At 34.1% G+C, this 23310-nt stretch carries 20 protein-coding genes and 3 pseudogenes; 3 read left to right on the top strand and 20 right to left on the bottom strand.

Translation table 11 applies throughout. The features are described from left to right. Positions 1 to 210: 210 nt before the first annotated feature. The 13 genes and pseudogenes from hcp to BN349_RS04180 all read right to left on the bottom strand — a co-directional run bounded on the left by hcp (position 211) and on the right by BN349_RS04180 (position 11332). The gene (gene hcp / locus BN349_RS04245; protein WP_019241033.1) at positions 211 to 1848 is read right to left on the bottom strand and encodes a hydroxylamine reductase; all 1638 of its coding nucleotides are present in this window, start codon (positions 1846 to 1848) and stop codon (positions 211 to 213) included. Between the two features lie 122 nt (positions 1849 to 1970). Further along, positions 1971 to 2567, bottom strand: coding sequence for a Crp/Fnr family transcriptional regulator (locus BN349_RS04240; RefSeq protein WP_198286487.1), 597 nt, complete (start codon positions 2565 to 2567; stop codon positions 1971 to 1973). Between the two features lie 204 nt (positions 2568 to 2771). Beyond that, a pseudogene (locus BN349_RS04235) lies at positions 2772 to 3322 on the bottom strand (AAA family ATPase). 54 nt (positions 3323 to 3376) lie between these two features. Continuing rightward, positions 3377 to 3883 carry a DUF1572 family protein gene (locus BN349_RS04225; protein ID WP_019241029.1) on the bottom strand — a complete coding sequence of 169 codons (507 nt, stop codon included), beginning with the start codon at positions 3881 to 3883 and terminating at the stop codon, positions 3377 to 3379. A gap of 24 nt (positions 3884 to 3907) precedes the next feature. Continuing rightward, complete coding sequence (locus tag BN349_RS04220) at positions 3908 to 4417, bottom strand: GNAT family N-acetyltransferase (RefSeq protein WP_019241028.1); 510 nt, start codon at positions 4415 to 4417, stop codon at positions 3908 to 3910. A gap of 32 nt (positions 4418 to 4449) precedes the next feature. Next, positions 4450 to 4926 carry a GNAT family N-acetyltransferase gene (locus tag BN349_RS04215; RefSeq protein WP_019241027.1) on the bottom strand — a complete coding sequence of 159 codons (477 nt, stop codon included), beginning with the start codon at positions 4924 to 4926 and terminating at the stop codon, positions 4450 to 4452. A gap of 166 nt (positions 4927 to 5092) precedes the next feature. Beyond that, on the bottom strand, positions 5093 to 5845 hold the full coding sequence (locus BN349_RS04210; RefSeq protein WP_019241026.1) for an N-acetyltransferase: 753 nt from the start codon (positions 5843 to 5845) through the stop codon (positions 5093 to 5095). Between the two features lie 202 nt (positions 5846 to 6047). Then, a complete protein-coding gene (locus BN349_RS04205; protein ID WP_026089155.1) occupies positions 6048 to 7625 on the bottom strand; it encodes an alpha/beta fold hydrolase in 1578 nt (525 codons plus the stop codon). A gap of 370 nt (positions 7626 to 7995) precedes the next feature. Further along, a complete protein-coding gene (locus BN349_RS04200; RefSeq protein ID WP_019241024.1) occupies positions 7996 to 8175 on the bottom strand; it encodes a hypothetical protein in 180 nt (59 codons plus the stop codon). 309 nt (positions 8176 to 8484) lie between these two features. Further along, positions 8485 to 8985 carry a GNAT family N-acetyltransferase gene (locus BN349_RS04195; RefSeq protein ID WP_019241023.1) on the bottom strand — a complete coding sequence of 167 codons (501 nt, stop codon included), beginning with the start codon at positions 8983 to 8985 and terminating at the stop codon, positions 8485 to 8487. Positions 8986 to 9165: 180 nt separating this feature from the next. Further along, on the bottom strand, positions 9166 to 9531 hold the full coding sequence (locus BN349_RS04190) for a hypothetical protein (protein WP_019241022.1): 366 nt from the start codon (positions 9529 to 9531) through the stop codon (positions 9166 to 9168). Between the two features lie 142 nt (positions 9532 to 9673). Continuing rightward, positions 9674 to 10330, bottom strand: coding sequence for a class D sortase (locus tag BN349_RS04185; protein WP_019241021.1), 657 nt, complete (start codon positions 10328 to 10330; stop codon positions 9674 to 9676). Beyond that, complete coding sequence (locus BN349_RS04180; RefSeq protein WP_019241020.1) at positions 10331 to 11332, bottom strand: processed acidic surface protein; 1002 nt, start codon at positions 11330 to 11332, stop codon at positions 10331 to 10333. A 258-nt stretch (positions 11333 to 11590) separates the two neighbouring features. Here BN349_RS04180 and BN349_RS26830 point away from each other — a divergent pair. Both BN349_RS26830 and BN349_RS04175 read left to right on the top strand, forming a co-directional pair. After that, a pseudogene (locus BN349_RS26830) lies at positions 11591 to 12133 on the top strand (MCP four helix bundle domain-containing protein); the annotation flags it as partial. Between the two features lie 39 nt (positions 12134 to 12172). Beyond that, positions 12173 to 13303 carry a methyl-accepting chemotaxis protein gene (locus tag BN349_RS04175; RefSeq protein ID WP_425457748.1) on the top strand — a complete coding sequence of 377 codons (1131 nt, stop codon included), beginning with the start codon at positions 12173 to 12175 and terminating at the stop codon, positions 13301 to 13303. An 84-nt stretch (positions 13304 to 13387) separates the two neighbouring features. Here the strand turns inward: BN349_RS04175 and BN349_RS24740 are convergent, their stop codons facing one another. The 7 genes and pseudogenes from BN349_RS24740 to BN349_RS04140 all read right to left on the bottom strand — a co-directional run bounded on the left by BN349_RS24740 (position 13388) and on the right by BN349_RS04140 (position 22649). After that, a complete protein-coding gene (locus BN349_RS24740) occupies positions 13388 to 15166 on the bottom strand; it encodes a glycerophosphoryl diester phosphodiesterase membrane domain-containing protein (protein ID WP_019241018.1) in 1779 nt (592 codons plus the stop codon). A 304-nt stretch (positions 15167 to 15470) separates the two neighbouring features. Continuing rightward, positions 15471 to 16698: pseudogene (locus BN349_RS23305) on the bottom strand (MFS transporter). A 16-nt stretch (positions 16699 to 16714) separates the two neighbouring features. Continuing rightward, the gene (locus BN349_RS04160; RefSeq protein ID WP_019241017.1) at positions 16715 to 17758 is read right to left on the bottom strand and encodes an ArsR/SmtB family transcription factor; all 1044 of its coding nucleotides are present in this window, start codon (positions 17756 to 17758) and stop codon (positions 16715 to 16717) included. Positions 17759 to 18256: 498 nt separating this feature from the next. Continuing rightward, on the bottom strand, positions 18257 to 18646 hold the full coding sequence (locus BN349_RS04155) for a YybH family protein (protein WP_019241016.1): 390 nt from the start codon (positions 18644 to 18646) through the stop codon (positions 18257 to 18259). Between the two features lie 91 nt (positions 18647 to 18737). After that, complete coding sequence (locus BN349_RS04150) at positions 18738 to 19484, bottom strand: amidohydrolase family protein (RefSeq protein ID WP_019241015.1); 747 nt, start codon at positions 19482 to 19484, stop codon at positions 18738 to 18740. A gap of 572 nt (positions 19485 to 20056) precedes the next feature. Further along, positions 20057 to 20566, bottom strand: coding sequence for a hypothetical protein (locus BN349_RS04145; RefSeq protein ID WP_019241014.1), 510 nt, complete (start codon positions 20564 to 20566; stop codon positions 20057 to 20059). 43 nt (positions 20567 to 20609) lie between these two features. Then, on the bottom strand, positions 20610 to 22649 hold the full coding sequence (locus tag BN349_RS04140) for a PKD domain-containing protein (RefSeq protein ID WP_019241013.1): 2040 nt from the start codon (positions 22647 to 22649) through the stop codon (positions 20610 to 20612). 426 nt (positions 22650 to 23075) lie between these two features. On the opposite strand from BN349_RS04140, the gene BN349_RS25775 reads away from it, so the two are divergent. Next, positions 23076 to 23310 (top strand): hypothetical protein (locus BN349_RS25775; RefSeq protein WP_148335334.1); only part of this gene is annotated, 235 nt, incomplete at its 3' end.

The following is a 23310-nucleotide window of genomic DNA, read 5'->3' as shown; positions in this document are numbered from 1 at the left end:
TTAACAAGCTTTTACATTGGATTTACGCTCTTTTGAAAAACAAAACAACATTCCAAGATGTTGCTTAAAATAAATTTACATATATTCAAGGAACTTCCATAACGTTGAAGGAAGTTTATTTGTCATGCCTTATTTTAAGTATAGCATGTCAAAATTATATGATTAAGTGAAATGTTTGACAAACTATTAGTTGGTTTAGTTTGTAAATCCTTATCCAAAAAACATTTCCATATCTGCTTCGACCGAATCAATACCGCCTATGTTGAAATTATTTACTAACACTTCTGTTACATTAGGAGATAAAAAGGCCGGTAATGTGGGCCCAAGATGGATATTCTTTACTCCTAAGCTGAGCAGAGATAAAAGAACAATTACTGCTTTTTGTTCATACCAAGAAATATTATATACAATCGGTAAATCATTAATATCGTCTAGACCAAATACCTCTTTTAATTTAAGTGCAATAACTGCCAATGAATAGCAGTCATTACATTGACCTGCATCTAGCACTCTAGGGATACCGTTGATATCGCCAAGATCAAGTTTATTATACTTATATTTTGCACACCCAGCAGTTAAAATGACTGTGTCATTTGGAAGAGCTTTCGCAAAGTCACTATAATAGTTTCTAGATTTAGCTCGACCATCGCACCCAGCCATGACAACAAATTTTTGGATAGCTCCAGACTTAATCGCATCAACGACTTGATCCGCCAAAGCTAGCACTTGTGCATGTGCAAAACCACCAATTATCTCACCCTGTTCTAGTTCAGTTGGCGGTGGACATTTTTTGGCTTGTTCAATCACTGCCGTAAAGTCTTTTTCTCCATTATGATTAGCCGTTATGTGTAAACAACCTGGAAAGCCAACAGCTCCAGTTGTATATATTCGATTTTTATAACTTTCTCTCGGCTTAACAATACAATTTGTCGTCATAAGAATCGGTCCATTGAAAGCCTCAAATTCTTCTTTTTGCTTCCACCAGGCATTACCATAGTTACCAATAAAGTGAGGATACTTCTTAAAAGCAGGATAATAATGCGCTGGAAGCATTTCTGAATGAGTATATATATCTACGCCTGTTCCTTCTGTTTGTTTCAGAAGCATTTCAAGATCATGTAAATCATGACCTGAAACTAATATACCTGGTCTTGTACCAACACCTATATTAACCTTCGTCATTTCAGGATTACCATAAGCCGTAGTATTCGCTTTATCTAACATAGCCATGACATCCACACCGTATTTCCCTGATTCAAGAGCAATAGCAACCAGTTCATCTATTGATTTCTCATCATCCAAAGTTGCTGCAAGAGTAGATTGTAAGAATGCATCAATTTCCTCGCTTTCCTCTCCAAGGACATTCGCATGTTTTGAATAGGCAGCCAGACCCTTTAAACCATATGTGATTAATTCTCTCAAACTACGTATATCTTCATCAGCAGTCGAAAGAACACCTACATACTTCGCTTTATTTTTCATATTCTCAATATCAGTATCTATCCATGTTGCAGCTTCAGTAAGACCCTCATGATTGTTTAATAATGTCAAACACTTCTGTTTTTCTGTCTGAGTTGATTTAATTTGATTCACAATGGCTTGCTCATCAAAATTGGCATTTGTAATAGTTGTAAACAAATTTAAAGTAATTAAATGATTGATATCTCTTGGGATTTCTATTCCTTCCGCACGTAGACGACTTGTAATTTGAGACAGACCTTTTGTTACCCAAACTAATAAATCTTGCATATCTGCCACTTCCGGTGTCTTACCGCAGACACCCATTTGGGTACAACCTGTACAGCCAGCCGTTTCTTGACATTGATAACAAAACATTTGATTTTTCATAATCTCCTACTCCTTCTAACACCTTGATAGATTGACATTTATTCGTTTAAGACGTTTTCTCTCATTAAGAATAGGATAAAAAAATCGCACAGTATGTTGCATTTGCAACATACTGTGCGATTTTATAATGGCTTTAGCAATCGGAATGTATTCTTATCATAATCTAACAAACCTTCAAGCTTCATATTTGATAATTCCCTCGTCAACGCACTTCGGTTCACACAAAAATAATCCGCCATCTCTAGCCTGCTCATCGGGGATACTATATAGGTACTTCCATTGATCAAAGCTTGCTGAGATAAATATGTTAGTATTTTTTCCCGCAATGTTCTTTTTGACATGATTTCCATTTTTTCCATTAATTGAACATTCTTATTAGCAATAAGCGTAACCATATTTTCGATTAATTGATGATGAAATGTACATGCCCTTGAACAAGTATACATAACCTTTTTAAAAGGCATAAATAATATCTTACAATCAGTTGCAGCATAAAAAGATACAGTGGCAGAAAAATGACTACTACAAATAAACGTTTCTCCAAAGACCTCTTTTTCATGTATGATCATATAGATTGCTTTACTTCCCCATATATCCTCTTTTAACATATGAACCGTTCCTGTAACGACAAGTCCAATACAGCGCAAAGACTCACCAGATAAAGAGATATAATCTCCCTTAGAAAAAGAAACAGTATATGCTCCTATACATGTAAGCATATGCTCTAGCTCATCATGACATTTTATATTTTCGAACAATGGGGTATTTAATAAAAAACAAAAATGCTCTCTCATATATATCACCGATTGTATTATATCAATGAACGTTATCTTACCCGTTCATTGTCACAAAAAGATCATAATTACATAGATGGTAATTTTTCTCATTATCACAAAATATGGAATCTAATTTCAACTTGAAACTTACTTGTAAGGATGGCTATTATTCTTGTCCAAATACTCTAATATCCTATCCACTTGTTTCTGAACAGGATAATCCCCTTCAAGTCGTAAAATGGGGCAGTTCAATTCGGACATCCATTGTTCGTGCAAATACTTACTTCTTACTTCGTTTCCAGCTCTATCATACAAAGAAGCCCACTCTAAAAATGCTGTAGACTCTTTGTATCTGCTAACTCCTACACAAATTTCATCTCCATATCTGTCAATTTCCCGACGTTCTAATCTTGCTAATCGAATATTTTGTGGAATCCACAGAAATATGACTAAATCGAAATTGTGTTTTATTCTATCTCCCCAGCCACATAACACCCCTGATACAATTACTTTCTCATTTTTTAATAGATCTTCTTGAAGCATGGTAATCCTATCATCTATCTCTCTTTTTGAGAAAACTTCTCAATCCAATAATAATCATCTGTATCTAACTGAACATATGGCATGACTTTGGATAATGCAGAAGCAAGAGTTGTCGTCCCTGAACCAGATGCACCTAAAATGTGTATCTTCTTCATTTTTATTTCAACACCTTTCCTCCCTCAGAAGTGTAACTATTCTTAATTTTTCATTTATACTCCACTTCTTGATACAATTATACTCAGTGTAATCCATTCTTTATTCTTCATTTGTTTTCCTATGTAAATAATTTGACCTAAATAATAACTAATATGAGCTACTTCAATTTGTATTGCTTGTAGGACACTTAAAGGTTGCGTCCTTATTGTTATCTCTTTATGTAAGTCAGATGGTTGTAAGTTTTCTATTGTTTGAAAAAGCAATTTCCAACCATCTTCCCAAGCTTTCATTAAATCTTCCTTTTTGTATATATCATCCAAAAATTCCGAATCTCTATCTCTAGATGCCTTCTCACCATCAGTAGTTAAAAATTCTGACCGACGTGATTGCATGTTGCCGCTTAGATGTTTGATGATTATTGCAATATTATTAGATTCCTCATTTGGCCTCCAATGCAACTCTTCCACAGTTAATTGAAGAATGGCTTTTTCTGCCCGTTCCTTAAAATGAATAAATTGCTTCAATACTAGTATTAGATATTCCTTCTCAAAATGGCTCAAACAAGTTGCCACCTCTCTCTGAATTCATTTCAGTTCTCGTTTATAGCGTAGGGAAACATATGCTGCCTCTTCTGGAAGCTCATAAGCTGGACGCTCCCCACAATAGTTAAATCCTACCTTTTCATAAAACTTGATACCCATAAAGTTATCCTTAGTTACAGAAACCCATTGTTCATTTGCCCCACGTTCCATTTGATCTTTTGTAATGGCTTCTAACAATTGACTACCAATACCTTCCCTTTTTCTATCAGGATCTACATATAGAACAAACAATTCGGAAACAGACTTCTCGGTAAAACCACCGCCACCAGCACCTACAATATTCCCACCCTCAATTGCTACAAACCACCCATTCCATTCCTGATTCGTATGAATGATTTCATTTGTTATTCTACCTTCATTGTAAAAATCCTCAATAACTTTCTCTAAATGATTTGCTGCTATCAAATCTTTATACGTTACCCTTTGTCCATCAGAGCAGACTTTAATGATTCCTTTTACATCTTCTAAATCAGCATGACGTATTTGTATCATATTCTTCTCCTTTCTTTTTCTTGACAACAGCTTTATATGAGTTTCATTAATTCAATTTCATCTCTAATAGGAATGCCATGGTCACCTATTAAAGGGATTTCAGGTTTAATCTTTCTTGCTTCCAAAACAGCATTATAATAAATATTGGACAAAACATAATCACGCTTTTGATAAAATTTTAATGCACGAAGGTTATCATTAGTCGTAACAAGTTTTACTTTGTTACATTCTACTGTTTTTGCCATTACTTCTACCTTTTCAAGTAGCTTCGTTCCAATACCTTTATTTTCTTCCATACTATCTAACGAAATAATCTCACATTCATTCTTTAAAATGTAATAAGTAATTAAGCCCATGATTTTCATTTCGTCATCTAACATAACAAATCCATCTAATTCACTGCAGTTATATGTTCCACTTGAAATCACCATTTGCGGACTTCCCCAATTTGTTATGAAAGAATCGAGTAGGCTCTTCTTATCTATATCCTTTGTAGTAAATATTTGCATTTCAAATATCACCCCATTTTAAAACATTCCACGAAAAATTTTACCATACTTTTACAATCACTTTTGGTATTTCGTAAAAAATAAATCCACTTTACCAATAAGTAAAGTGGATGGAAAACTATGAGTCATCACACATCATACATTTATTCACAATGGTATGTATTCCTTATAAACCTTTTTCAGCTATTAGTTTTTCAAATTTTTTAACTGACAGAATTTCATTCGTGATAAATTCTCCGTTGAAAAATAGGCAAAAGCTTGTACAAGGTGCTGGAGCATTCTGTGCTTGCTCAGCCGTTTCAAAAAGGATAGATGTAAACGGTATATTCTTATCCATTGCAACTTGTTCAATAAGTGGTACGTACTTTACAGTAAAAGGACACTGTTTAGAAAAATACAAAACAAATCCCGGCTTAGAAATATGAAGCTTTTTAGCATTTTCCTTAAAGCGAGGGACGTGGGAATCTTCATTAAAAGCTAAATATAAGAGTTCAAATGGCTTTACTGAATCTGCCAATTTAAATCCTTTATATTTCAAGTATCTAGAGTCAGACAAAAATGGCATTTTCTTCTGAGATGAAAGAACAACCAAGCCTTTTTTCCCTTTTTCCTTACAATCTTTCATGCATTCATCTAGAAGCAAATTGGCATTACCTTGTCCTTTATACTGTCCTGATACCCAAAAGCAATCAATATACATATAGTCATCTGCTTCAATTGGGCACCATGCCTTTTCTGCAGGTATATACTCGATAAAGCATTTGCCGCGTACATCTCCTTTCTTAAAAACTAGTCCATCCTCAAATCGTTCTGACATCCATGATTTTTTAGCCATTACCTGACTATCTTTGTTATTAGAAATAGCACAGCAAATATGCTCGTGTTCTATATTATCTTTAGTAATAGTTACAATGTTCATTTTGTCTCCCCCTACGATTGGTTTATTATTTTCATTCAATGATTATAATTATTCTGAAATAACACCTTTCCCTACCTATTTACAATATTCTAACACATTAAACCTGACAGCTTCATGTCAGTTTATGAATAACCATTCTCCTTTAATTCTAAAACTAAAAACCATTTCCCCAAATAGAGAAATGGCTCATAAGAAAACAGCTTTATTTTTCTATATAAACAGAACGTACAATCGTTTTATTAAAAAGTTCACCAGAAGAGCTCTTACCTACTATATCAATCGTCATATTATATACGCCTGATTGAGGCACTTCTGGTAATACTCCTGAAAATGAATTCGAACTCTCATCCATAACTTTAGCTCGTTTGCCAATTTCATTTCCTTTATCATCGACCAAATGAACACTTACGTTTGTTTCATTGGAAAGAATACTCGTGTTAGCTGGTGTCTTCACCTTAAAATGTTGGCCTTTCTCCTTTATCTTACCCTTCATTTCCAATACAAATGGCTTAGAATCACTATATTGTGTCGTTAATAAATACGCATCGTTTTTCATTGGCGTTTTCATTCTAACAGTCCATTTACCTGTTTCCATATTCGATAAAGAAAGTGTATGGGCCGTTGCTCCTGAAAAGATTGTCGCTTCATCAAAGTTGGATTGTTTAACTGTCTTGGCTGGACTAATTACTCCTGAAGGTGAAACAATTTCTACTTTAGCAGTTTTGGAAGCAGTCAAAATCGTAATATTTCCAGTATTAGAATCTCCTACAGAAAAACTATGTTCAACCCAATCATTTTGAACTAACGGACCACCGTGTACGTATTGTGATGTGCCAGTTGTTATCGTTTCATCGGATACTGAATCGCTTAGCGAATTGGCTACACTAGCAACTGAGGATGATCGTAAGTATGGTTCAATTCTAGAGAAAACCTTAGTACCTGTTCGTATATTGTCATGATCTATGCTAGAATCCGTAAATAAGTGAATTCCATAAGGTAGTTTAGTACTCCACTCATTTACTAATCCATCATTTGCACCGTATGAGGATAAATATAGCCCTCCCGTAGCTAATGCCGAAAATGCAGGACCTTTATCCGTACCAGCAACAGTATAATAGTTATTTTTACGAGAATTGGCATTACTATCGGTAACTGATCGAAACTGTGCCATTTGACCAGTTTGTAAAGAGTAGGTGCCATCATCCTTTTGACCAAGTAATGACCCGAGCCATCCAGCCCACCAACTATAGGCTAAATCTGCTAAATTCGAACCATGGTGAGGAGATCCAAGTGTAATAACTCTTCCCACGTACTGGTGAGCACCGTAGTGAACAAGAGCTGCTTGCGTATCTGGACCTCCTTTACTATGAGCAACAATGTTGACCTTTTGTCCACCAAAGTGACGACTAATTTGTCCTAACATGCTTGCTAGCAATTGCCCGTTTTTGTACTGATTGGACGAACCATTCCCAGCAGCATCATAGAGCTGAACGAAAACTGTTTGATAACCAGCCTCATATGCTTTCGTATACATATCATTAATACCATGATAAACTGTTTCTCCATACCAACTTGTCGAGCTTCCGTTTTTACCTTGTACAAATACAATGGGTGGTTTAGTAGAGCTATAATTTGGAGGTTTGCTACCGAGAAACCAATCACCTGGCGTAAAGGTTTCAGATGGGGGTGTTAACTTTCCTTTAGGCTGTAATATGCCTGCTGAAGTAGTAGATGGTGTGACGATGAATGCAAATGTTAAAATAGCTACAAGTAAAATCATACAATTTTTTAACCTATTTCTCAAAAAATCTCCTCCTTTTTTAAGAAAAGCACTGGATTTAGACCGTTGTCTATTCCCAAAATCTGCTCTTGAAAATCATTAAAATATAGGCTATGAAACTATCTCATACGATACCTCCCAATTTTATATAGTCACTCTTTACACGAGCGCTAGAATATGTTTATGCTGTTTATTAATAGTTCCTTCATCTTTTTTTAAAATAATCAAAAAGGGCTAACATAAAACTATTAAAATATGCCTATATCAAACTCGGAGGAGTCTTTCGGATTTACCCTCGTTTATTTTTGTTAAATATCCACCATAACCTCTCAAAATAACTAAAATAAAAAACACCTTCAAAAAGAAGATGTTAATTATATGCTTTATCTACAATTTTCACTGATTCTTTAGAGATTAAAATAATATCGTTTACCTTTGCTTCCTTTGGAAGCATTTGTTTTGGAAAATCATAAAGAGTTCCATCTATCGAAAATGTAACAACATTACCTTCAATATTATAAATTTTACCTTCGATTTTTTCACTCAACATATTTACACCTCTTAGTCATTCTTTATTGCAGAATAATAATATCACAAATAAAAGAAATATAATGATTGTAATTATGAATAAAAGGTGATTTTTATCACTAGTTGTTGGATAGATGCAGAAGCAGATAAATGAGCTAACAAATTTACATATCGATAACATGGTAATACCAGAAAAAAATGAATTCGTAATAGTCATTATAACGAATTCATTTTTTCTATTTTTTATTGTATTTTATAATAGTAGTTTACCTACCATACTCCTCATAAAACAAGGCTAGAAAGAAATCCTTTTCCCTCTAGCCTTGTTTACTTATAATATCTTTGCCATAAAATACTCATCATAATAATCCTTACCTATTTTTAATGATTTTCTTTTTAATCCTTCTACTTCAAAGCCACTCTTTTTATACAATTTTACTCCTGCCTCATTTTGCGTTACAACCGTTAATTCTAATCTTACAATATTAGAATGCACTGCCCAATTCTCTAGTTCCTGAAATAGTCTTGTTCCTATTCCAACACCCCTATATTCTTCTAAAATACCGATAACAAGATAAATAGAATGCCTTGTTTTCCTTGCACTTCCGCCCATCGCTATCAAATATCCAATTAGATTACCTTTTTCATTTTCTGTAACAAAAATGACTGAATTACTTTGTCTTTCTATTATTTCTAATTGTCTACGTTGTTGCTCAGGTGTTGTTTGTCTCTCTCCAGATTCCAATAACATATAATTAGATTCCGATTCAACTTTTTTCACTAAGGTTATAAACTCTTCCGCATCTTTGATTTCAATTTTTCTAATAAGCATTTTGATCCCCTTATTCTTATAAATTATTTCTTAGTAACCAAATTTATTAATAAGGTTGTTTTCTAAAAGATAGTTGTTTTTAAAAAAGTTCATTGGAAAATGAGCTCAAAAAGGTCAATCGGAGCGTTATTCAATGATTTTCATTATTTGATTGTGCACTAAAGCAACTTAATATCAAAGTCATTCCAACAACGATACCCAACAAATTAGTCGCAGACATTTTAATAACCAAAATGGAAGACGTATATTGTTTAGTATTTCAGGTAAAGAATCAAAGGATGCGAATGTAGTTAATATTGGATAACTAAACAAAAGTAACATGCCTGCAATCGTTACGCACCAAAATAATGATGGATTAAATGTAAAAGACCATTTCTTCACAAAAAGAAGTGAAAGATAAAAGCCAAATAAAATAGAGGCTATTAAATGATACCAAACAATAGCGTTGACAGAAAATGTTTCACTCGCATAATTGTTCACTTTCATGTCATAGTTCATATAATTTGTTATAAAAATAATAAAACCGATAACCCAAAGAATCTTCAAAAAATAAGGTAACCATTTTATTTTTCAAAAATCCTCTCCTTTATTTCTTTACGTTCTTATATAAAAAAAGTTTCAAAATATTCCCATTCTAAAAAAGTCAGTATCTAGGCTTACTAAGTAATCCTAGATACTGACTTTTACTTTACTTATTTTCAACGAAAACCGTATTCAAATCCTTTTGGACTAATTCTGCAACTAATACATAACGATTTGGTGCATTTCCTATAAAATCAAAAGGATAGCATGTGGTAACGGTTAAGGTCGGCTTTGTTTTAGGCACAATGACTGTTCGATCGTCACTGTCAACTATACGTGTCTTCTTCACTTTGAAAGTAAAGGTACCTGCAGTCGTTGTCGTAATAAGTTCATCCCCTACACCTACTTCACCTAAACGACGAAATACCGTATCACGATGACCGGACAAAACTGAATTATCACGTTCTCCTGGTAAAACAGAGCCAGCAAAATGCCCAACACCTTTCGCAAGCTCATCTTCATCCGTTCCATGTATAATTGGTAGTTTTTTATCGAGCTTAGGAATATATAGCTCCCCCATAAGTTCTCCCATTTTCGGGATTTGTTTATAGTTCACTTTATTCTCATGCTTTTTATTAACACTAGCCACAAAATCAGTGGATACCTCTTCTTTTATCGTTGTTTTATTCCATTTGTAAATCGTGTATCCGGCTAGTAATTTATAAGCATTTGTTGTCGTGAAATAAGCACCGCTTAGCAATAAAAGCAAGGCAGTAATGAGGAGAATCCATTTTTTCCGTCTGCGAGGCACTATTCGTTTCACTTATTTTACAGCTCCTGCTTTTCTAAAAATGAAAAATGCCGCTCCTATTAATACTAAACCAAAGAATAGTGCTTCCATATAGTTTCCTGCAGTATTTGGTAATTTCCCACCTTTTACAGTTGTAGGTTTGTTAACTGGCTTTTCTTCTATTTTATCAGCCGTATTACCAATGACATTTCCCGTTTCATGAATGATATCTGATCCAATCATATCACCAGTCAAAGTTAAGTCTATTAATAATTCACCAGAAGTATTGTACACTTCAATAAAAAGACTCGCACCTTTCGTATCCTTCAAGGTTAACAAATTTTCGAAAGAAATCGGTGTTTTCACACCATCTTTTACTAGATAGAAAGAAAAATCCAATTGTAGTAGGTTTTTAAGTTCATCCGTAATACTAATGAACTCAGCAATTTGTGATGATGTCAATTCGTCTATTACTTCGAAATCCGCAAATGATTCCATTCTAACAGATAATGCTTCAAGCTTATTTGTTATAGTCGGATCTTGTTCAACGACATTTTCAATATGACCAATGAAATGATTCAATTCCGCTTCAGTAATTCCTAATTCTTGAAAGAATACTTCTAGGTCTGCGAAAAGATCTTCATCGTTATCACCAATACCTGAATCTAGTAAAATAATATCCTCGATATCATAGACAAATAAAAATGTTTCTTCAATTGATTTTCCATCTTCTAATTCATCATATTCTTTTAATAGAGATTCGAGCTCTTCTCTTGTCATATCATAATCATTTAGTAGCTGATTTAACGTCTCTGTTGTAACGCGCGATCCTAAAGTATCACGTAAGTCTTCTACATCTTCAAAATCAGCAAGAGTTAAATCAAAAGACGCTAAATATGAATCTAATTCTTCATTTGTTAGTTCTACTTCTTGTAAATAGCTTTCAAGCTCCTTAGCATCAACTGCCGCTAGTGCTGAAAACCCTCCTCCAAAAAGAAGTATCGTTGATAATATGGTTGCAATAATTGCTTTCAATTAAAGGCCTCCTACATATTCAAAAATTAGCATTGCTAGAAGATTATACTATTATTTGAATAATAAAAATAGCAAAAAAAGTATTAGTACTTAATACCCTCTTAGTCTAATAAATGTTTGTAACAGTTATCCGAAAGTATAAAGACCATTTCTGTTTCAAAATTAGGATAAATTTCATCCCCGAAATATTCATAAAATTATGTACAACTATATGACATAATATGCTTATAGGAAAAAATTTTTTCGGGAGGAAACAACATGAGACATTACAAGAAGCTACCCTTAGTAATAAAATTTGCAATTCTAAACATTATTTTAATTCTCGGGGTAATTATTAATAGTTTTACAGGGATTTATAATGTGAAACAAGTAAGCGATAATTCAAATGAACTGTATAAGGATAATTTACATTCCGTTTATTATTTAGGAAAAATCACAAAAAACCAAGAAAAAATCAACATTTTTTACACACAAATTTTTAATACAAAAAACACAAGTTATCAAAGTCAATATTACGATGAAATTGTGACACTCCGAAATGAAAATAATAATCTACTGAATGATTTCAAGAAAACTAGAATGAGTGATAAACAAAAACAAATCTTTAATGATTATCTGCAAGTAGAATCCGATTATAACAATAGTTTAGACACAGTTATTCATAAGGTGATTAATAATGAAAAATTTGACTTTAATGCAGTATTTGAACCAATTAAGCAACTAGAAAAAGAAAGAAATGACCTAGCTCTGCAATTAGAAGAAATTAATATACAAAGTGCTGATGATAAAAATAAAGACAATAACAGTGCCTATAAAAATATTTTCTACAATAGCATCATTATGATTATCGTGACACTAATCATCAGTTTAGCATTTTACTTATACCTACGAAATTACATTAAAAAAGCGATATCTAGTATTCTTGATGTTGTCAAAGGTTTTGAAAAAGGTGATTTAACCAAACGAGCAGAGGTCATATACCATGATGATCTTGGGGAAATTGCTACAAAATTAAATGAATCGGTTTCTCATATTCATAGTCTCATGATGAACGTAACAAACACCACTACAGAAATGAGTGCTTTAAGTGAGGAATTATCTGCATCTATTGAAGAAATCACTTCCTCAATAGACGATATTGACACTACTTCAAGAGATGTAGCACTCGGTAGCGATACACTGAGTGCAGCAACAGAAGAATTAAATGCAACTGCTTTAAATGTACTTGAAAACACGAAAAGGATCACTCATAAAACAAAGGATGGTGTCGAATTTTCACAAGAATTGAAAAAAAGAGCGATTTCTGTTAAAGAAACGGCAGTTGAAGCATCTCAAACAGCACGTAACTTGTATGCTGAAAAACAAAATATGGTTCTACAAGCCATTCAGGCAGGAAAAATCGTGTCAGAGGTCAAAGTAATGTCCGATACCATTGCCGATATAGCAGAACAAACGAATTTATTAGCCTTAAATGCTGCTATCGAAGCGGCAAGAGCTGGTGAGCAAGGTAAAGGTTTTGCTGTTGTAGCAGATGAAGTACGTAAACTAGCAGAACAATCTTCAAAAACAGTAAAAGAAATCCAGAATGTTACAAGTCAAGTGGAAGAATCTTTTATGAACCTAGCGACCAATGCACAAGATTTATTGCATTTCATTGATAATAAGGTTGATGCTGACTATGATACCTTCCAAGAAAATGGCATTCAATACGAGAAGGATGCCATGTACTTCAATAGTCTAGCAACTGAAGTAGCCACATCTATGGAATCTATGCAGCAATCTATGATTGAAATTCAAAAAGCCATTGAAAATGTGGCAGATGTTTCTGTAAAAGCATCTGAAAACTCTAATACTATTACAAGTAATATTTCAGAGACATTACAAGCGATACAAAATGTAGCTGAATCGTCAGTTCAACAAGCACAAATTGCAGAAAATGTTTCTCAAGAAATCAATAAATTTAAGATTTAATAACATACTAAGTTAAGCTTTTATGGTTGAAAAGCATAAGGCATCATATGGATAGTAACTTATATCCTTGTGATGCCTTACTTGTTATTCAACTAGTGTTCGATATACAATCTCATTTAGAAGTAGGTATGGATGTTCATTTTCTAAAACATATTGAGCAAGGTACGGATTATCCGTAATGACTCCTTTGATTGGTTTTTCAACAACCTTTCTCATCTCTTCTTCTTCGTTTACTGTCCATACATACACGGGTTTACCAAGACTCTCTAACTTGGCAATCATTGCTTTAGAAATGAAAGTTGTTTCAATACTGTAGTTATCAGCGGATTTTAAGCTTTTAAAATCTCCATATGCAATTGCGGAAATTAAAGCCGTTTCAATATCTGGATTTTGTTTTTTTACTTGTTTTAAAATTTCCCGATTCATAGATGCAATAATGCATTGATCTTTAAAATCGTATTTTTCAATGATTTTCAACGTTCGAGCAACCAAATCTCTTTCATGTCCACTACTTTTAAGCTCAATCATTAGATTAATTTTATCCTTTGAGTAGGAAACTGCTTGTTCTAGAGTGGGAATTTTTTCTCCTACAAATCTCCCACTTCCACCTGTATCATATTTTCGTGACTGTTTTAGCGTCACATCCCATACGTTTTTATTTACACCTGTAGTTCTTCTGAAATTTGTGTCATGCAGTAAAATTAATCCACCATCCTTCGTTTGTTGAACATCAACTTCAGCATAATCCGCTCCACTATCAACTGATTCCTTCAAGGCAACTATAGTATTTTCAGGTGCAAAAAGCGCCCCTGCTCTATGTGCTACTATGTCAATTTGACTACGTGATCCAGAAAGTATTTCTGATTTAAAATTTGGAGACAATTCTACATAAAATAAAAAAAGTGTTCCTATAAAAATGGCTTTTATTAGCTGAGGAACTCTTTTTCTCCAAGTAGGGCGAGCCTTAATAACGAATTTGTCTTCATATGACGGATTATATAGAACCGTAATCAGAGCTATATTTCCAACGGCACATAGTACTCCAAATGCCACTCTTCCTAGGTTATCCACTATTGAAAAGTAAAACCAAAATTGAGCTTGTGCCTCTACCCCTAAATAAAACATTTTGACCATCACTAAAATCAATAAAATTCCTACATAATAAACTACAGCAGCAATTAGCCAAAGGGAGACCGACCATACAATAAAATAGAAAAAGGTAATCAACCATCTCCCTTTAAGCATAGATGAGCTTTTTCTACATGCCTCTCTAAAGCTTTCATTCTTCCATGTCATTTCATGTAAACTAAAGATCCAACGAAAAAAAAGTGTTAACATCAAAAGAATACTTGCCTTGTATGCTAGATGTAAAAATGGTGTATCACGGATATAATCTAAAATAAATCCCGGAATCTTAATGACAATAAGCGGTCCAGCTGATAAAGAAAATCCAGTTAAAGGAATAACAATAGCCACAAATGGTATAAGTAACACATTTTTGAGGTTCAGGATTTTTGCAGCTTGTATGATAGCCCCTATCATTAACTTTATTGACCCCATTTTCCTTCCCTTAACACCATGTTGGCAATAGAGAATAAGCGCTGTAATTTCAATATAAATATATAGAAAAAAAAGAATGGCTAGTATCAGTAAGTAAATAATCGATTGTGGATTTAAAAACAACAATGAAAGATTTTGAACGGTTAGGTAGCTCAGCCCAGCTGTCGTTAGTGCTTTTTCTAGTAACACCTCAAAAATTGGCGCTATAAAAAGGAAAAGGATTTTATAGAGAAGCTCGAATATTAATATCGTACTCCAGTCCCAAAGGATGAGCCGAAATGCTTTTCCAAATACTTGTTTCACTTTTAGCCACAACCTCTGTTTCGTTATTTGCTACAAAATAAACATTCTTTTATTAGGATAACCTTTTACATCATTCCTATAAGTATGCTCTTTCAAGTTTTACCTATATTTAGTTTTTTACATCCTAAAAGGTTCGTGATTTTTTTACTACGTAACGAATATCATTCAATTGCTGGTCCATGCAGTCATTGTGTGCGCGAACCATTCATTATAAACGGCTTACAGATTTACAATAAAAGACGACTAAAATGAATTTAAACACTTTTAGTCGCCATATTTTTCTTTTTTCATTTTTATATCGTTGCTAAACAGAAGTATTTTCCCCTGTATTCTTTGTGTCTATAAATGAAAAATAAGGTAAAGTTAATCCTAATATAGAAGTTATACATATGATAAAGCCAATACATATATACAATTGACGCACTCCCCAGATTTCACCTAAAAAACCACCAATCAAGACACCAACTGGCATTGAAGCTCGAATAATAAATAGACGAACAGAGGTCACCTTGCCTAACAATTCGTTCGGTACATATTGCTGACAAATCGTTATATTATGAATATTAAATATCGCCAAAGCTACTCCCGCTATACCCTCTATGAGAAATGCTAAGTACAGACTAGTAGTAATCCCTAATAATATATAAGTAAATCCTCCAATAGATAAGGCTCCTAGCATGATCAACCTACGGCTTTTGTTCGTTATTTTTCCAACAAGTAATGAACCAATCACGTATCCTAGTGGAAACCCTGCAAGAAAATAGCCATATTGAGCAAAACTCCCTGATAATTCCTTCGTAATATAAGGAAGCGTAATAACCATTGTTACTCCTACTCCAAATTGCACAAAAGCTAGAAAAAAACCTAACCAAGTAATAACTCGTTGTTTAAAATAATAGGAGATTCCTTCTGTAAATTGATTCATCCAAGATTGTCGAACATGATTAGGAGAATATGATTCCTCAATAAAAAAGAGCATCATACCACTTGTCAAAAGTAAAAGAATAATAAAGCTCAATGTTAGAATGATTCCGAAAGATTCAACAAAAATCCCAGCAACGAGAGGAGCTATAAATGTCATGAGTCTTACAGTTCCATCAATATAGGCATTTGTCTTTACTAAGATGAGGTTTTAAAACGATAGTTGGAATGATAGATTGATTAGCTGGTGTAAAAATAGGAGTTATTAATCCTATCATTAGTTGAACGATATAAATGTGCCAAGATTGCAGGTTTCCTGTTATGTAAATGATGAGAGGTAAAAGAAAAATGAAACCTCTGGAACATTGAGAATAAATCATCATTTTCTTACGACTGTAAGAATCAATAACTGGACCAATGAATAGCTGTAGTATGAGTGAAGGAATGAAATATAGTAACCACATGCTTCCCAAAGCCATAGTAGATCCAGTTAGCTGATAGACTAAAACTGAATTGCAGAAAGTACCAAAAGCACCCCCTAGTTCAGAGATGGCATTACCAATCCAAATAATGATAAAAGAACGATTAGTAAAAATTGAAGGATTCACCATATCCACTTCCTATTCTTTACTTCCTTAAAAAATGATTCATTTCCTCTGGTAAAAATTCAATAGCTTTCTTCTTAAGTGAATACTTTGATTCAACGATTTCTACTAATTTTGCTGCTCTCAAAATTTTCAGATGATGATGTATAGTTGATTTACCAATGTTTATTTGATTGGTAATATCCTGTAACGTCCTTTCTTCTTCATATAATAGTTTCACTATTTTTAATCGTACCTCATCTCCTAAAGCTTTATATTTAAGGAGTAGGAAATTGTCTGGTAAATATCGATCACAAGGAGAAATACTTTCATTAGCAATGGGATAATAAAATATTTTTGTATCTTCCATATCCGCTTCAATGTTCCACGGACGATAAATATAGTGAGGAATTAATAAAACATGATTAACAGAAGGCTCTGGTGTATAAGCAACGCCTCCAGTTGACCATTCCACTAAATCTTCAGATTTCAATTTTAACTTCATCCGCTTTTTCATTTCACAATCTGTCTGTAAGATTTGTTGCAGATATACTTCATCTTTTTCAATCACTTCTAGATACCATCCTGACAAAACGGCTATCAGATGTTCTTTCAAAGTCTCCCCATCTACTTCACTTATAAATTGTATATAGCTAGGGAAAAAAGAATTATCATGAGTATGTTCTTTCATTTCATTTATAGCCGATTCTGAACCCTTTGCAGCTTTTTCTCTAACAAGCTGATACTTATCACCTATGAACGGCAAACTATGATATTTCAAGTCATTTATAGGAAGAACATTTATGTAGCTTATAAACTCTTGTAAATCGGCGAAATCCTTAATATGTAGTAACTGAAGCAATGATTTCCAAGTATTATGTTCCTCTACAAAAGCTATCTCGTTCAGCAATTCGGTTGATAATGATTTTCTAATTTCTTTCCAATACTTTCTAGGTTTTTCTAATGTATCTAGAAGTGTTGTATTCGTAATTGCGGCAATTCCAAGTGCACACTCCCATAAAATTGAATACTTAATCTCGACCTGATAGGTTTCTTTCTTTCTACTTGTCTGGTTTAATACTACCAAAGATACACCCCCTTCTATTATCTTCCAATTATTATTCTATATTTATCGAACAAAAAATTCAATATTTTTAGAATTTAAAGGTCAAATAAATGATTCTTTAAATAGATTGATTTCAAACTGTAGCTAAGCTTGTTGATATCCACTGCGAGCAAACGTTTTCCACGGGCGGGGCCGAGCCTCTTCCCTCGCTACGCTCAGCCCAGTGTCTCGTCTATCCCGCTTTTCCTGCAGGAGTCGCCACTCTCCGCTTCAATCAACTAGAAAAAGTCTCCTTTTATATAGTGGAATACCTAAAATAAGGTATTATCTATACGTTCATCGTGTTAATTAGTTAAATAAATTTTAGGATTAGGAATATGAATCCATACAGAGCACTCATTACTTTTTAGCTATTAACATACACAAAAATAAATAAAAGATATGAAGAAAATAATCTCTCCATACCTTTTGTCGACAATCTGAAATCAATCTTTATTAAAATGATTTTTCGTCACTTATTTACTTACTAAGTAAATCCGTTCCATATGAATTATCAATAGAACATAGCCAATCACCTTGTGAACTTTTCCTAAATACATAAGTCGCTTTTCGATCCATAGAAAATTCCAAGTCTTTTTTATCAGCTTCAAGAAGTGTTTGCGAAATGACTAAAGCAGTATCCCCGGCTTCTAATATCAACATCTCTCCCTGTGTTGGTACCACACTATTATTAAAATATTTTGCAATGGCGATCAATGCTTTTTTAATTTCATCTTTCCCTCTAGCAATCATACCAGGCTTAACTACTAAAATAGCATCATCCGTATAATAATTCATGAGCGTATCAAAATCTTCCTGCTTAATTGCCATATCACACTTTTTTATGATTTCTTTTAATCCATGTTCCATATCATACACTCCCTAAAGCAAGTCTTTACTCTTAGTATACCTTTTGAAGGAAGGATTTCATGCTTCCTTCAGATTAATCTACGAATCTTTTTCAATTTATTCTATACCAATGAAGTGCATTTTTATATAAAATCTTCTCAGACTCTTTTTCAGTAAAAGTATCCAAAATTAGTTCTATATCAGCTTCTTGAAAAGGTCTATTTGCTCTTGTAGACGGTAAATCTGTACCGAACATGAGAGCATCCGGATTAATTTCATAAATCAGTCTCATCACTTTACCAGCATCAAAATCAATTCTACCAAATCCTGTTGCTTTTACTCTTAAACCTCGATTTACTAAGTACAACATATTTTCTAGTCCTACTCTTGATAGTCCAAGATGATCTATAGTCACCGCAGGAAGTTTCTCAATTATAGATCGAATCTCGGTTAAGGATTTTGCATCGATATACAGCTCTGTATGCCACTTAACCAATTCATACACTTTTCTTGCCAAGTAGTCTAGTTTAGAAATATCCTCAGAGCCGCCTCGCTTCACATTAAAACGAATGGCTCTTACTCCAAGAGTGTGTAACTTCAAAATCTCATTATCTGATGTATGATAAGGTAACTGAGTTACACCAACAAAACGATTACCTAGAGTTTGTAGGGCATTTCTTAAATACTTCTGATCAAATTCTTGAAAAGAACTTGAAACAACGGCTCCTCCAATAACTTGTAAATCTTTCATTCTATTTTTGTAATCATCTACGGTAAAAGGTTTCGGTATAAATCCTTGATTTTCTATCAACGGATATTTTGGATTTATAATGTGTAAATGGCAGTCAAATATTTTCATGATATTTCTCTCCATTTAGCCAGCATGTACATTCATTCTATTTGTTAAGCAATGATTAATAAATAATGTAGTATTTTTGATTATTGATAAGAGTAACTTATTGTTTTTGAGCTCTTTTACAAAAAAACAGCAATAAACCCTAAATATTACTACCATTATCGAAATATGTAATAGAAAAAAAGAAGGCTGAGTTGCATTTCGCTCCAGGATGCTCGCTTTCCACGGGGCGGATAGTGAGCCTCCTCGGCATATAGTGCCTGTGGGGTCTCACCTGTATCGCTGCTCCCGCAGGAGTCTCGCACCTTACGCTCTAATTTACTTTTTTTGCTAAGTTTATTCACCAAATATATTTAAAAACAACAATTTTTTAGAAAACAGCTAAAAAGAAATACTTTAATCTCATCCATTAACAAACAAGAATTCCCAAAAAAAGAACCAACTAATGTCAGTTCTAAATCAAGCTCTTTATACTTATATACATGCATCGAACGGAGTTTCACTATAACATTTATCATTTATCGATAGTACAATCTATTTCAATGGGATGCTTTTTTCATTCTATGATAAATCTTTTATCCAACTTGAATAACTTGTAGTGTTGGTAGAGTATAGCTTGAACCTTGGGGTATTTCAGCAACAAGTTTAACGATATCTCCCTCTAATAAAGAAAACAATTGAGTTGAATTTAAATTTGCAGTAGTAGTAGATTTAGTCATGGATGAGGCTACTATAATCGTATCATTAATAACAATTTGAAACTTAGCCGGGTTACTTGTTGCAGCAGATGATTCAACTGCTACATTATAACTAATTTGATAAACACCAGCTTTTATGATTTCCAATCCTTCTGAATGTAACTCGACATCTTGTAAAGGACCAGCGATTGTAAATTTCACATTCCCATTTTGATTACTCTTTGCCGTGGAGTATGCAAAACCATGAGCTAAATTTAACGTTCCGGGTAATCCAGCAGGTCCTTGGTCACCTTTATCCCCTTTTGGACCTGGGGGTCCTTGTGGTCCTCTTGGTCCACGTTCACATCTGCAGCAATTGTATTGACAGCAATATGGACAATGTTCCATATTCATTTCTCCTTTCTATTACATCATTTATTTATTCATCTTTCTATTGACGAACATTGATTGGGACATTAATAAGTGTTCCACTAGAGCTAGATCGAATAGAGATGGCTCTTGTTGCATCAGGTTGGATGGTTGATGGTTCAACCCGATACTGCCAGACCCCAAGTGCATCTACTTCTACTTGTGATAGGACCGTACCATTAAGTGTGTTACCAATAAAAATTGTGATGACTACTCCAGGGCCAGGCACATCGGATGTTCCAGAAATTCGCCATTCTGTATCTCTTGTTCTAAATTCAGCTCGAGTAACAGTCAAACTATCAGGAATCGTTGAGACTTCAGTGATATCCGTCGAAGTGCCTCCAGGGCCACTAACTGTTAATGCAAATGCAAGTGTTGCTAATTGTTTAGGGAAAGGAAACGTAGCGATGAGCGTATCTGCATTTGTTAGTTGAACAGGCGGTCCAGCAACTTGTTCCCAGCTGAAGCTTGTTGCATCTCCTATTACACTACCATTTAGTGTGACTACTGTTCCTTGAGTGACGGTTTGATTCGGACCAGCGTTAGCAATCGGTGCTGGTGCAGACTCAACCACTTCTATATTGACAGTATCAGAAGATGGTCCCCCTTCACCTTGTACTGTTAATTCAAATGTTAGTGTTGTTGCAGTTGCAGGAGCTATAAAGGATGGTGTTGCTGTATTTGCATTTGCTAGAGTGACCGGAGTACCAGCAAGTTGAATCCACTTGAAACTTGTAATAATTCCAGTTGAATTCATTCCATTAAGGTTAACAGTAGAATTAATAAGGACCGTTTGATCTTGGCCAGCGTTAGCTACTACAGCAATTGGACCATTAGGAGATCCTATTACAGTTACTGGGATAATGGTGTTCCCTCCAGCTGTCGATTGAATCTGAACATTCGCTGGTACGTTTGTTAGATTTATAGCCAGAATACCATTAGCCGGAATTGGTAGATTACCAATTCCAAAATCTGTTACCGTTAATACTATAAAATTTACTGTATCGCTTGTTACTGCTTCAACCGTGAGAATTTTAGAATCATTATCATAGTTTGCAGTTGCTGTTATAAAGTCGACTGGTACTGATTCTTTAATGCTTACAGGGTTATCACTATTATTTTTAACCGTAATCGTACTAGGTGGAGTACTTCCTGTATAAGAAACACGAGCAAAATATAGACCATTTTCACCTTGTAGAATCGTAGGATTAATGCCTGTCCCACTTATCTCAAGAATTTGTGGAGTAACATCTGATGTAGCAAAAACATCTATTAAGCCTCCAATATTATCGCTTTGTGTATAAGTTGTTCTTATAACATCAACACCTGATATCGTTGAGATTTTGCCTAACAATGCAAAATTTCTAGTTTCAATACAGTTATCAGGATCAAGACCTGGAGTAGTAGAACGATCTGGTGATCCAATTCCAATTCCAGGTCCTTCAATTCTAAAGATATTTTGAGGCTCTCCAAAAGGATCTACAAACAAACTGCCAATTATAGGATGAAGTTGATTTGGGTCTCCAATATATCCCACTGGGGCAAGTGGTGCCACATTAGGATCCCATAGTAAAAATGGGTGTACACGATTGCTTAGAGGAAGTTCAAAATCCCCACAAGTTGATGCAAGAATATCTTCTGTGAAGTTTATTTCGCCCAATCCTTGTCCATCTGGCTCAGCAACAAAAGTATCTACTCCATATGGATGTGTAACGATATATTCCACATTAGGCTGTAATCCGGCCACCCGAATTCGAACACGTCCAAACACAATTTGATCTCCTGCTCTAGGTATTTCATTAGCAAATGCAGCCTCCAATGCCAAAACAAGTCTAGCTCTCTCACCAGTACCCGTTGTCATTTCTGCGTCAGCAGAAAAATAAAAAGCCTCGCTTGGATAATTATCCGGGAAAGAAACTGGTTGTCCAGGATTAGGTAAGTCTGCTGGTGTTATTCCAGAAAACGGATCATTCGGATCCACATTTAATTGTAGTCTTAATCCATTCTCATCCTTATACCAGACAGGAAAACCATCAAAAACATTTATCGGACCTACTTTCATATTCATTCTCCTTTCATGTAATGATTGAACTTGTAAACTATTAAAAAATAGTCATTATTCACATATTAATCATAAAATCAAGTGTCTCTATTATATTTATGATTATTGAAAAAAAGGGTGATGAAAAAAGAACTCAATTCTTCAAAAGATTAATGTGGACTATTGGAGATGAGGATACAGCTTAGAAATTAACTATCGGTATGATAGAAATGACTCTATATTCCTAAATTTCTACAAAGCTTTTAATTCATTGAAAAGTATCCTATTACTTTTCATAATCCTCATAATGCCCACCTTTTTCCTATTAACATAGTTAAACTTTATTATTAATAAGTTTGTCCAAACCACCTGAAAGGTTGTCTCATATATTGCTTCTATAACATGATTTTTATGCTTTTAAAGCTTTGTGATAGGGCATGAATAATCATGGAACATCACACTAAGGAGGTGAAAAAATGGAATCAAGTTTTAATCCCCACCATGTACAAGAGAGATGTAGATGTGGATATGACAAAAAACATGATTTCCCTCATCACGAAAGCAGCAGCAATAAAAAAGAACATTTTCATCATCATTGCGCTTGTGGCAAAAAACATCATTTCCCTCATCATCATTGCGGCTGTAACAAAAAACATCACTTCCCTCATCATCATTGCAGCTG

This window comes from Bacillus sp. AP8 (assembly GCF_000321185.1).
GTDB classification, from domain to species: domain Bacteria; phylum Bacillota; class Bacilli; order Bacillales; family DSM-1321; genus Bacillus_AD; species Bacillus_AD massilioanorexius.
This window is presented reverse-complemented; position numbering and strand designations above follow the sequence as displayed.

Bases quoted from the DNA above. Each gene is read 5' to 3' on its own strand.
- hcp (WP_019241033.1), bottom strand. From the start codon at position 1,848: ATGAAAAATCAAATGTTTTGTTATCAATGTCAAGAAACGGCTGGCTGT.
- BN349_RS04200 (WP_019241024.1), bottom strand. From the start codon at position 8,175: ATGTTGAGTGAAAAAATCGAAGGTAAAATTTATAATATTGAAGGTAAT.
- BN349_RS04205 (WP_026089155.1), bottom strand. From the start codon at position 7,625: ATGATTTTACTTGTAGCTATTTTAACATTTGCATTCATCGTCACACCA.
- BN349_RS04175 (WP_425457748.1), top strand. From the start codon at position 12,173: ATGATTATCGTGACACTAATCATCAGTTTAGCATTTTACTTATACCTA.
- BN349_RS04150 (WP_019241015.1), bottom strand. From the start codon at position 19,484: ATGAAAATATTTGACTGCCATTTACACATTATAAATCCAAAATATCCG.
- BN349_RS04210 (WP_019241026.1), bottom strand. From the start codon at position 5,845: ATGAACATTGTAACTATTACTAAAGATAATATAGAACACGAGCATATT.
- BN349_RS04240 (WP_198286487.1), bottom strand. From the start codon at position 2,567: ATGCTTACATGTATAGGAGCATATACTGTTTCTTTTTCTAAGGGAGAT.
- BN349_RS04215 (WP_019241027.1), bottom strand. From the start codon at position 4,926: ATGCAAATATTTACTACAAAGGATATAGATAAGAAGAGCCTACTCGAT.
- BN349_RS04140 (WP_019241013.1), bottom strand. From the start codon at position 22,649: ATGAAAGTAGGTCCGATAAATGTTTTTGATGGTTTTCCTGTCTGGTAT.
- BN349_RS04155 (WP_019241016.1), bottom strand. From the start codon at position 18,646: ATGGAACATGGATTAAAAGAAATCATAAAAAAGTGTGATATGGCAATT.
- BN349_RS04220 (WP_019241028.1), bottom strand. From the start codon at position 4,417: ATGATACAAATACGTCATGCTGATTTAGAAGATGTAAAAGGAATCATT.
- BN349_RS04145 (WP_019241014.1), bottom strand. From the start codon at position 20,566: ATGGAACATTGTCCATATTGCTGTCAATACAATTGCTGCAGATGTGAA.
- BN349_RS04195 (WP_019241023.1), bottom strand. From the start codon at position 8,985: ATGCTTATTAGAAAAATTGAAATCAAAGATGCGGAAGAGTTTATAACC.